This window comes from uncultured Sutterella sp., assembly GCF_937923675.1.
Taxonomy (GTDB): domain Bacteria; phylum Pseudomonadota; class Gammaproteobacteria; order Burkholderiales; family Burkholderiaceae_F; genus Sutterella.
The window spans coordinates 1-10,149 of sequence record NZ_CALDXB010000032.1; the positions used below are offsets into that span (position 1 = coordinate 1).

Consider the following 10,149-nt stretch of genomic DNA (forward strand, 5'->3'; position numbering starts at 1 on the left):
GCGGTCAGTGGACTTTCACCACATAAACACACGTGCGCTGCCGGGCGCACTACGAAAAACGCCTGTGAAAACAGGCGTCTGATCGTCGGCTTGAAGCCGAAGGAATTCGGTCGTGGTGGAGAAGAGGAGGATCGAACTCCCGACCTCTGCATTGCGAACGCAGCGCTCTCCCAGCTGAGCTACTTCCCCAAACCGTTGAGGAAAGGAATTCTGCCCTGATTTTTTGATTCTGACAAGTGGCTTCTCTGAAGATACCGTATTTATGGTATTCGGCGCATGAGAACCCGTTTTGCCGCAGGACAACCACCATTCCCGCATCCGGAACGCGCTGCCTGCCCTTTCCGGCATTAGGGTTTGAAACAACTCTCTGGAGGGATTTTTCCAGGGCTTGCGCCATAATGCTGACTATGCAGAAGATTGATTTTCACTTCAACGTTCCCAACCGCCTGAGGTACGCATGCCTCGTTGCGCGCACCGTTTATAAGCGCGGGCTTACGCTCGCCTTCTGGACGTCGGATGCGGAACGCCTGAGAAATTTCGATCAGCTCCTCTGGAGCTTCGACGACCTTGCTTTTCTTCCGCACGTCCGCGCGAATTCCGCGCACGCGGACGAGACGCCTATTCTGCTTTCCACGGAGCTGAGCGAACTGAAGGGCGACGTTCTCGTGCTCCTTGACGATCATCTGCCCGAAAGCTGGAAAACGGATTTCGAGCGCTTCGGACGCATCATCGATGTGGTGAGCACTGATCCGACGGAACTCAGGCTCTCGCGCGACCGCTACCGCGCCTATAAAGCGGAAGGGGTCGAGCTCGCGGCATACGACCGCCGCCACTGACCGCTTCCGGCCGCCGAAGCTCTCCCCGCCATCATTCTTCTCTTCCTCCAGGTAACACTCCGATGAATCGACAGGAACCCGTCATTGATGCGAATGCCAAGCCTTACAAGACGCTCACGGAGCGCGTGACGCTTTCCTGGAAGGAACTCCTCGGCCTCAAGCCTGCCGCCGGTCCTCAGGAACCGACGCTCGGACTTGAACCCGAAAGCCCCGCGGCATCTGCAGCCGCTCCGCAGGCCGTTCCGGCTGCGGCTGCGCCCAAAGGCCCGGAAGTCACGGTGCCGCCTCCCGACGCACTTGCGCCAAAGCCCTTTGAGCCGCAGCCCCTCGTGCTCTCGGAAGAGGAGAAGAAGGCCATCATTGAAAGACTCACGCCTCAAATCGAAGCCTCGGTGCGCGAGGGTCTCCGCGATGTGCTCGACCTCTCAGTTTCCAACGCCGTCGCGCGCATGAAGGGAGATCTTGAGCGCACGCTCTCGTCGCTCGTCACTCAGGCGATCGAACGCGAGATCAAGTCCCTCAAAGTGGACGACATCGTGAAGCGCTGACCGAGGCCCTTCATCCCGGTTTTGGAACGCCTCCATGAGGCTTTCCCCGCAAAAATGCGCCCGGACGGCATCGTCCGGGTGTTTTCATTTGGGCCTTTCCCCGTCTTCGTGAGAAAATGGCCGTTATCTTTGCCCATTCGAGGATGCGGGAGGCTTTCGCTGGCAGACTGCCCCGCAGTCCTTCTCAACCCAACTCTTTACCCCATGATGATGTCCGGGCACGGAACGCATTAAAGGTTCCTGCGACAGAAAATCATCCCATTCATACGCATAAGCCATGACGGAACAGCAAACCCAGGAGCTCGCCAAGAGCTTTGAACCCAACGCAATTGAATCCCGCTGGTATCCCGTTTGGGAAAAGCGCGGCTACTTCCGCGCCGGCCTTGACCCCAAGAAGCCCGCCTTCTCCATTCAGCTTCCCCCGCCCAACATCACCGGCATCCTGCACATGGGCCACGCCTTCAACCAGACGGTGATGGACACGCTCACGCGCTACCACCGCATGGCGGGCTACAACACGATGTGGCTCCCGGGCACGGACCACGCCGGCATCGCCACGCAGATTGTCGTTGAGCGTCAGCTCGAAAAGCAGGGCTTCAAGCGCCGTGAAATGAAGCGCGAGGACTTCATCGCGAAGATCTGGGAGTGGCAGAAGTTCTCGGGCGGCACGATTCTCGAGCAGATGCGCCGCATGGGCGACAGCGTCGACTGGGACCGCCTCTACTTCACGATGAATCCGAAGCTCTCGAAGGTCGTCATTGAAACCTTCGTGCGCCTCTATGAAGAAGGCCTCATCTATCGCGGCAAGCGCCTCGTCAACTGGGACCCGAAGCTCCAGAGCGCGGTCTCCGACCTTGAAGTGGAAAGCGAAGAGGCGACGGGCCATCTCTGGGAAATCCGCTATCCGGGTGCTGACGGCTCTGAAGGCGTCGTCGTGGCGACGACCCGCCCTGAAACGCTCTTCGGCGACCAGGCCGTTGCCGTTCATCCTGAGGACGAACGCTACAAGTCGCTCGTCGGAAAGATGCTGAAGCTCCCCCTCACGGACCGCGAAATTCCCGTCATCGCCGATACGTACGTCGACCGCGAATTTGGTTCGGGCTGCGTGAAGATCACGCCGGCCCACGACTTCAACGACTTTGAAGTCGGCCGCCGCCACAATCTCGCGATGCTGAACGTCCTCACGAAGACGGCGCGCATGAACGAGAACGTGCCCGAGAAGTACCGCGGCATGGACCGCTACGAATGCCGCAAGGCCGCCGTTGAGGATCTGAAGGCTGCGGGGCTCTTGGTCGGCATCAAGGAAATCAAGCACATGGTGCCGCGCGTCGCGCGCACGGGCGAAATCGTCGAGCCGATGCTGTCCGAACAGTGGTACATGGCGATGAGCAAGCCCGCTCCCGAAGGGACGCTCTACCCCAACAAGTCGATCGCTGAAGTGGGCCTTGAAGCCGTGACTTCGGGCGAAGTCAACATCTTCCCGGCCGAATGGCGTGGCGTCTACCGTCAGTGGCTTGAGAACATTCAGGACTGGTGCCTCTCGCGCCAGCTCTGGTGGGGCCACCAGATTCCGGCCTGGTACGACGAATCCGGGAAGGTCTACGTCGCACGCTCCGAAGCGGAGGCGCAGAAGCAGGCGGGCGAGGGCGTCAAGCTCACGCGCGATGAGGACGTGCTCGACACGTGGTTCTCCTCCGCGCTCGTTCCCTTCTCGACCATCGGCTGGCCCGACCCGGAAGGCGACGAAAAAGTCGCCTACGACCTCTACCTCCCCTCGACCGTTCTCGTCACGGGCTACGACATCCTCTTCTTCTGGGTGGCGCGCATGGTGATGATGACGAAGCACTTCACCGGCCGTGCGCCTTTCAGGAACGTCTACATCCACGGTCTTGTGCGCGACGCTGAAGGAAAGAAGATGTCGAAATCCGAAGGCAACACCCTCGACCCCCTCGACATCATCCAGGGCATCGATCTCGAACACCTGATCGAAAAGAATACCCGCGGTCTGCGTCAGCCCGAAAAGGCTCCGATCGTCGAAAAGAAGCTCCGCAAGAACTATCCGGAAGGCATTGCCGCGCACGGCGCCGATGCGCTCCGCTTCACGATGGCCGCCTACGCCACGCTCGGGCGCAACGTGAACTTCGACCTGAAGCGCGCTGAAGGCTACCGCAACTTCTGCACGAAGCTCTGGAACGCCACGCGCTTCGTTCTCATGAATGTTGAAGGGAAGGACTGCGGCATCGGCGAAACGGCCTCCCAGCCGATGACCTTCTCCTTCGTCGACAAGTGGATCGTGAGCGAACTCGCCCGCACCACGAAGGAAGTCCGCCAGGCCTATGCCGACTACCGTCTCGACATTGCCGCCAACGCGATCTACTCCTTCGTCTGGAACCAGTACTGCGACTGGTACCTCGAACTCTCGAAGGTGCAGCTGAAGGGCTCGGAAGCCGAGCAGCGCGCGACGCGCCATACGCTCGTCACGGTGCTCGAGACGATCCTGCGCCTCGCGCATCCGATCATCCCCTTCATCACCGAAGAACTCTGGCAGAAGGTTTCCGTCGTCGCGGGCGTGCGCCGCGCGGATGAGGAAACCTCGATCATGATTCAGAGCTATCCGGAATACGACGAAAAGGATGACGACGCGGCCTCAACGAAGCGCATGACGACCATCCAGCAGATGATCGATTCGATCCGCAATCTGAGAAGCGAAATGAAGCTTCCGCCCTCGCAGAAGCTCCCGCTCCTCATTTCGGGCGACGAAGCCGAATGCCTCGCGGCGGCTCCCTACCTCCAGCAGCTTGCCCGCGTCGAACCGGTCGAACACGTTGAAAGCCTCGAGCAGGAAGCGAAGGGCTCGGTCGCGCCGGTCGCGATCGTGGGCGACTTCAAGCTCATGCTCAAGGTCGAAATCGACGTGAAGGCCGAGCGCGAACGCCTCGAGAAGGAAGCGGCCCGCCTCATGGGCGAAGTGAAGAAGTGCGAGGGGAAGCTCTCGAACGAACGCTTCGTCTCGAAGGCCCCGGCGGCGGTCGTCGACGTGGAAAGAAAGCGCCTCGCGGACTTCACCGCGCTCCTTGCCAAGGTGACCGAGCAGCTCGCCAGGCTTCCGCGCGAATAAGTCCCCCTTGAGACCGTCAGAGCCCTCTCCCCGAAGGGCTTTAAAGGACTCAGGGACCTTAGAAATTAAGGAACCCCGGAGAGCCGACACACTGCTGCCGGCTCTCTTCTTTTAGAGCGCTTCTTTTCCCCCGGCTCCTCCATGCTTCGCAGATCTCAAACGGCCTGCGGCTTCTTTCTGAAGCCGATCGTTTTCTTTGTCACCTTTCTCGTCATCCTCTCCCTCATCCGCATCGCCTTCTTTATGGAGTTCCGTACGGGCGACTTCGGAATCAGGGACTTCCTTCCGGCCTTCTGGATGGGCGTTCGCATTGATGCCAAATGGCTCGCGACCCTCGTGCTCCCTGCCTGGATTTTCTGGCTCATGAGCACGAAATGGCCGAAGGCGAAGAAATGGGCTGAAGCGCTCGGACTCATTGCCGGCGGCCTGATGGTGCTCCTCGGCTTCGTCAACATTGAGTTTTTCAGGTTTTATGGAACTCCGATTTCTGCGGTCATCTTCGGACTCTTCCAGGACGACACTCAGGCCATCATCAAAACGGTGCTTTCCGACTGGCCGATTCTTCCCTACGTCGGGATCTTTCTTGCCGCAATGGCGGTGCCCGTCATCCTGTCCGCACTGATCCCGGCTGCAGGTCCGGGGAAGGACGCCTCAGGCTTCAACTGGAAAGCAAGGGGGAATCTCATCAGTGCGGTCGTGCTCACGATTCTTCTGTCGCTCATCCTGCGCGGAAGTCTCGGGAAATTTCCGCTTCGCTTTCAGAGTCTTTCCGTTTCGCCCCACGTCTTCATCAACCAGTGCGTGCCGAACGGCGCCATTCTTTTCTATGAAGCGATGTGCGATCAGTCGGCCCTCAATTTCAAGGACGGCCGCGACGGCGAACTGAAGGCGCTCGGCTTCCTAAATATTGATGAGGTCAACGAGGTGCTTGCCGGCGCCGCTCCTGCGGCTCAGCCGATAAAGCCAACAAAGAAACCCGACGTGGTGCTCGCCGTCATGGAATCCATGGGGCGCGATCAGTTCCTCTCCCATGTTCCGGAGAAGAACGACACGCTCGGGCGCCTCGCCAATGAGCTCAAGAACGCCTGGGTCTTCACGAACGGCCTCACCATCGGCCCGGGAACCTTCCCGGCGCTCGAAGGCATTCTCTTCGACACGCCTTATTCGCCGCTCTCGCAGAGCCGCTACGGGCATCTCCCGTTTCCCTTCTCCAAGGTGCTCCCTTTCAGGGAAGCGGGCTATGAAGTCGTTTTCGTCACGGGAGGCGACGCCAACTGGAGGAATCTCAGGGAGTCGCTCCCGCGTCACGGTTTCGACAAGGTTTACGACGACGCATCCATTCACGCCGTTTTCCCGGAAGCTGAAATCGGCACCTGGGGCATCGGCGACGAATGGATGTTCAAATTCGCCAAACGCCTGATGGATGAACGAAAGGCGTCCGATAAGCCCCTCCTCCTCGTCCTCCTCTCAACTTCGAACCACCCGCCCCATGAGGTGCCGGACGGCCGCGAGACGCTCCCCGTGGATCCTGATCTGCTCCCTCAGGTCATTGAACGGGACAAGCCCCGTTCCGAATTCACGAAGATGCTTCAGACCTATCAGTACGCCTCCGACTGGCTCGGCTGGTTCGTCGGCAGCCTCCGTGAGGAAGGAAAGCTCTCCAATACCATCGTTGCCTCCACGGGCGACCACAATGCGCGCTTCAAATATCCGCCTCAGGGGGCGTTTCACCATCAGTTGGGCGTCCCGATTCTTTTCTGGGTGCCGGAAGAGATCCGCAAGGGGCTTCCTCAGGTTGATCAGACCCAGTGGGTGACGGAGCGCGACATCTTCCCGACCCTCTCCGCGCTCGCGCTTGGGAGGCTGCCTCTCCCTGAGGAAGGCCGGAACCTTGCGCTACCCCACCGAGACTTTGCCTACGGGTACTTCGGCGTCGGCGAATACGGCGTTGCTGTCGGGAAATCCGGCGCCGTGGGGATCGACCCCAGGGGCAAGCTTCAGTGCTTCCGCATGGAGGGAGACAAGTTTGCGGCTCAGCCCTGTACGGAAGAGCTCCTTCGTGAAGGGCGCTTCTCGGCTGCCCAGCGCGCGAAGGCCGGCTGGGTGATTCGTTCTGCGCTCCTCCATTGAAGGAACGCGGGCACAAAAAATCCCGCACCGCAGGAAAACATGAGACGCACTCATGAAAGCGGAACGGGAAATTCGGATGGTCCGCCCGGCGAGGCTCGAACTCACGACCCTCTGCTTAGAAGGCAGATGCTCTATCCAACTGAGCTACGGGCGGACACTTTCTCTTCTGGTCGGGGCGGCGAGATTCGAACTCGCGACATCCTGCTCCCAAAGCAGGCGCGCTACCGGGCTGCGCTACACCCCGAAGAGACCGCATTATATGAGAGCAATGCGGAAGGTAGCAAATTCCCGAGCAATCTGGAGTGCCCGCCTTTAAAATCCCTACTTTCTTTTTCTTCCCCCCAAGAAGAGGCTGTTTCATGAGCCAAGCTCAAGACAATTCCAACGATCCCCTGCATGCCAAGAAGAAGGCCTGGTCCGGCCGCTTCTCTGAACCGGTTGACGCTTTTGTTCTGCGATACACCGCGAGCGTCGACTTCGACAAGCGCATGGCGCTCGTTGATATTGATGGTTCCGTTGCTCACGCAACCATGCTCGAAAAGGTCGGCGTGATTTCCGCGAAGGACCTCGAAGACATCAAGCGCGGCATGGCTCAGATCCGCGAAGAGATTCAGTCCGGCAAGTTCGAGTGGCAGCTCGAGCTCGAGGATGTGCATCTCAACATTGAAGCCCGTCTTACCGCCCTCATCGGCGACGCCGGCAAGCGCCTTCACACCGGGCGCTCCCGCAACGACCAGGTTGCCACCGACATCCGCCTCTACCTCCGCGGCGAAGTCGATGAAATCATCAAGCGCGTCGAACACCTCCAGGAAGTGCTCGTTGCGCAGGCCGAGAAGAACTACAACGTCATCATGCCGGGCTTCACGCACATGCAGGTTGCCCAGCCCGTGACCTTCGGCCACCACATGCTCGCCTACGTCGAGATGCTCGAGCGCGACCGCGCGCGTCTCATTGACCTCCGCCACCGCGTCAACTCGTCGCCTCTGGGTTCTGCTGCGCTTGCCGGCACGACCTACCCGATCGACCGCGAATACACGGCGAAGCTCCTCGGATTCGAGACGGTCTCCCAGAATTCGCTCGACGGCGTTTCCGACCGCGACTTCGCCATCGAATTCTGCGCCGCCGCCTCCCTCATCATGATGCACATCTCCCGTCTCTCGGAAGAACTCGTCATCTGGATGAGCCAGCGCTTCGGCTTCATCAAGCTTCCGGACCGCTTCACGACCGGCTCATCGATCATGCCGCAGAAGAAGAACCCGGACGTTCCGGAAACCGCCCGCGGCAAATCCGGCCGCGTCTACGGCGACCTTATGGCAATGCTCAACCTCATGAAGGGCACGCCCCTTGCCTACAACAAGGATTTCCAGGAAGACAAGGAACCGGTTTTCGATGCGATCGATACCGTCAAGGACACGCTCCGCGCGTTCTGCGACATGATGGCCGGCGTCGAACCGCAGGCTGAAACGATGCATCAGGCAGCTCAGATGGGCTTCCCCACCGCGACCGACCTCGCCGACTACCTCGTCCGCCACGGCGTTCCGTTCCGCACCGCGCACGACATCGTCGGCCAGACGGTGCGCGCCGCTGCTGAGCGCAACTGCGGTCTCGAGCAGCTCCCGCTTGAAGTCCTTCAGGGCTTCTGCGACAAGATCGAACCCGATGTGTATTCGGTTCTGAGCCTTGAAGGCTCCGTCAACGCCCGCAATCACCTGGGCGGAACGGCGCCCAATCAGGTTCTTGCTCAGACGAAGCGCTGGGAAAAAATCTTTGCGGAACGCGCCGCAGCCAAGGCTTCTAAGTAACAATAAGCCTTGACTCCATCAAAAGCCGTCCGGCCTTAAGAGTCGGGCGGCTTTTTTCATAACGTCTTCCGGGACGTTTCTCAACCCTCACTTCCACCCTTTCCGTCAAAAGAGCACAACATGGAAAGCTTCGTCAACACTTTGAACAGCATCATCTGGTCGCCGGTTCTGGTGGGACTCTGCCTCTGTGCGGGCCTCTTTTTCTCCATCCGCTCCAGGTTCGTTCAGATCCGCATGATTCCCGAGATGTGGCGCCTCATCTTCCAGAAGAAGGAAGACGACATCGGGCTCTCGAGCTTCCAGGCGCTCACCATGACGCTTGCCAGCCGCGTCGGCACGGGCAACATTGCGGGCGTTGCCACGGCCATCTGCTTCGGCGGCCCCGGGGCCTTATTCTGGATGTGGATGGTTGCCTTCCTCGGCGCCTCTTCCGCCTTCGTGGAATCGACGCTCGGTCAGATTTATAAGGAAAAGATCGACGGGCAATACCGCGGCGGCCCCGCCTTTTATATTGAAAAAGGCCTTAATTGCAAACCTTATGCCTGGGCCTTCGCGATCGTTACGATCCTCGCCTCAGTCTTTTTCTGTCCCGGAATTCAGAGCAACACGATTGCCGCTGCCTGGTCTCAGGCTTTTGAGATTGAGCCTCCGATCACCGCCGCAATTATCGCGACGCTTCTCTGCTTCATTATTTTCGGCGGCCTGAGACGCATCGCCCAGTTCACGAGCATCGTTGTCCCCTTCATGGCGCAGGCCTACATCGTGGTTGCCGTCATCATCGTCGGCATCAACTATGAGCAGATTCCGCATGTCCTCGGGCTTATCTTCTCGAGCGCCTTCGGCATGGACTCCATCCTGGGCGGCATGTTGGGTGCCGCCATCTCCTGGGGCGTGAAGCGCGGCATTTATTCGAATGAGGCAGGCCAGGGTACTGCGCCGCATGCATCCTCTGCGGCAGCCGTTTCTCATCCGGTTAAGCAGGGCCTGGTTCAGGCGTTCTCTGTTTATATCGATACGCTTTTCGTCTGCACCGCGACCGGGCTCATGGTTCTCATGACGGGCTGCTACAACATTGTTGATCCCAACGGCGCCGTGCTTCATGAGGGACTTCCAGGCGTAGAAGCCGGTCCGGTTTATACGCAGCTCGCGATTGATCAGTTGATGCCGGGCTGGGGCGGTCCCTTCATTGCCATTGCCATCTTTTTCTTCGCCTTCACGACGATTCTTGGCTACTACTACATGGCGGAGACCAATACGGCTTATCTTAATCGCACGATCAAGAAGCCGATTCTGATGCTGGTTGTGAAGGTGGTGTTTCTTGGGACAGTTGCGTTTGGCACGTTGCGTGCATCTTCCCTGATCTGGGCGATGGCTGACGTTGGCGTGGGGATGATGGCTTATTTGAATTTGATTGCGATTTTGTTACTGCAGGGGATTGCTTTTAAGGCGTTGCGTGATTATGAACAACAGAAAGGCAGAAAATTGAATCCAATATTCCACCCTGAAATAATCCAAATTAAAAACGCCAATTATTGGGATAAAAATAGAGCAGAAACAAATTTAGTAATCGAAACATATCAAGGCATAGACAACCTGAAAGATATTAATTAACATTGATATTTTATCTAGCCTCGGACCCCAAGTTTTCGGGATCTATGATGTTTAGTGTATATATCCACATTAAACAATATATAATTTACTGAAGTATTTTTAAT

6 protein-coding genes and 3 tRNA genes are annotated in these 10,149 nt (G+C 58.5%); 6 read left to right on the forward strand and 3 right to left on the reverse strand.

From position 1 onward, the window contains the following. Positions 1 to 113: 113 nt before the first annotated feature. Positions 114 to 189: transfer RNA gene (locus tag Q0106_RS04575), tRNA-Ala, on the reverse strand. Positions 190 to 407: 218 nt separating this feature from the next. Here Q0106_RS04575 and Q0106_RS04580 point away from each other — a divergent pair. The 4 genes from Q0106_RS04580 (at position 408) to Q0106_RS04595 (ending at position 6,632) form a co-directional block, all read left to right on the forward strand. Next, complete coding sequence (locus Q0106_RS04580; RefSeq protein WP_297609482.1) at positions 408 to 836, forward strand: DNA polymerase III subunit chi; 429 nt, start codon at positions 408 to 410, stop codon at positions 834 to 836. Between the two features lie 62 nt (positions 837 to 898). Next, positions 899 to 1,384 carry a hypothetical protein gene (locus tag Q0106_RS04585; protein ID WP_297609485.1) on the forward strand — a complete coding sequence of 162 codons (486 nt, stop codon included), beginning with the start codon at positions 899 to 901 and terminating at the stop codon, positions 1,382 to 1,384. Positions 1,385 to 1,661: 277 nt separating this feature from the next. Further along, positions 1,662 to 4,502: a valine--tRNA ligase gene (locus Q0106_RS04590; RefSeq protein WP_297609488.1), complete on the forward strand. Its 2,841-nt coding sequence runs from the start codon at positions 1,662 to 1,664 to the stop codon at positions 4,500 to 4,502. A gap of 141 nt (positions 4,503 to 4,643) precedes the next feature. Further along, on the forward strand, positions 4,644 to 6,632 hold the full coding sequence (locus Q0106_RS04595; protein ID WP_297609491.1) for an alkaline phosphatase family protein: 1,989 nt from the start codon (positions 4,644 to 4,646) through the stop codon (positions 6,630 to 6,632). Positions 6,633 to 6,709: 77 nt separating this feature from the next. Here the strand turns inward: Q0106_RS04595 and Q0106_RS04600 are convergent. Both Q0106_RS04600 and Q0106_RS04605 read right to left on the reverse strand, forming a co-directional pair. Next, positions 6,710 to 6,786, reverse strand: a tRNA-Arg gene (locus tag Q0106_RS04600). A 13-nt stretch (positions 6,787 to 6,799) separates the two neighbouring features. Continuing rightward, positions 6,800 to 6,876 (reverse strand) — tRNA-Pro (locus Q0106_RS04605). 115 nt (positions 6,877 to 6,991) lie between these two features. On the opposite strand from Q0106_RS04605, the gene argH reads away from it, so the two are divergent. Then, a complete protein-coding gene (gene argH, locus Q0106_RS04610) occupies positions 6,992 to 8,434 on the forward strand; it encodes an argininosuccinate lyase (RefSeq protein ID WP_297609494.1) in 1,443 nt (480 codons plus the stop codon). 120 nt (positions 8,435 to 8,554) lie between these two features. Further along, positions 8,555 to 10,045, forward strand: coding sequence for an alanine/glycine:cation symporter family protein (locus Q0106_RS04615; RefSeq protein WP_297609497.1), 1,491 nt, complete (start codon positions 8,555 to 8,557; stop codon positions 10,043 to 10,045). The last annotated feature ends 104 nt before the right edge of the window (positions 10,046 to 10,149 follow it).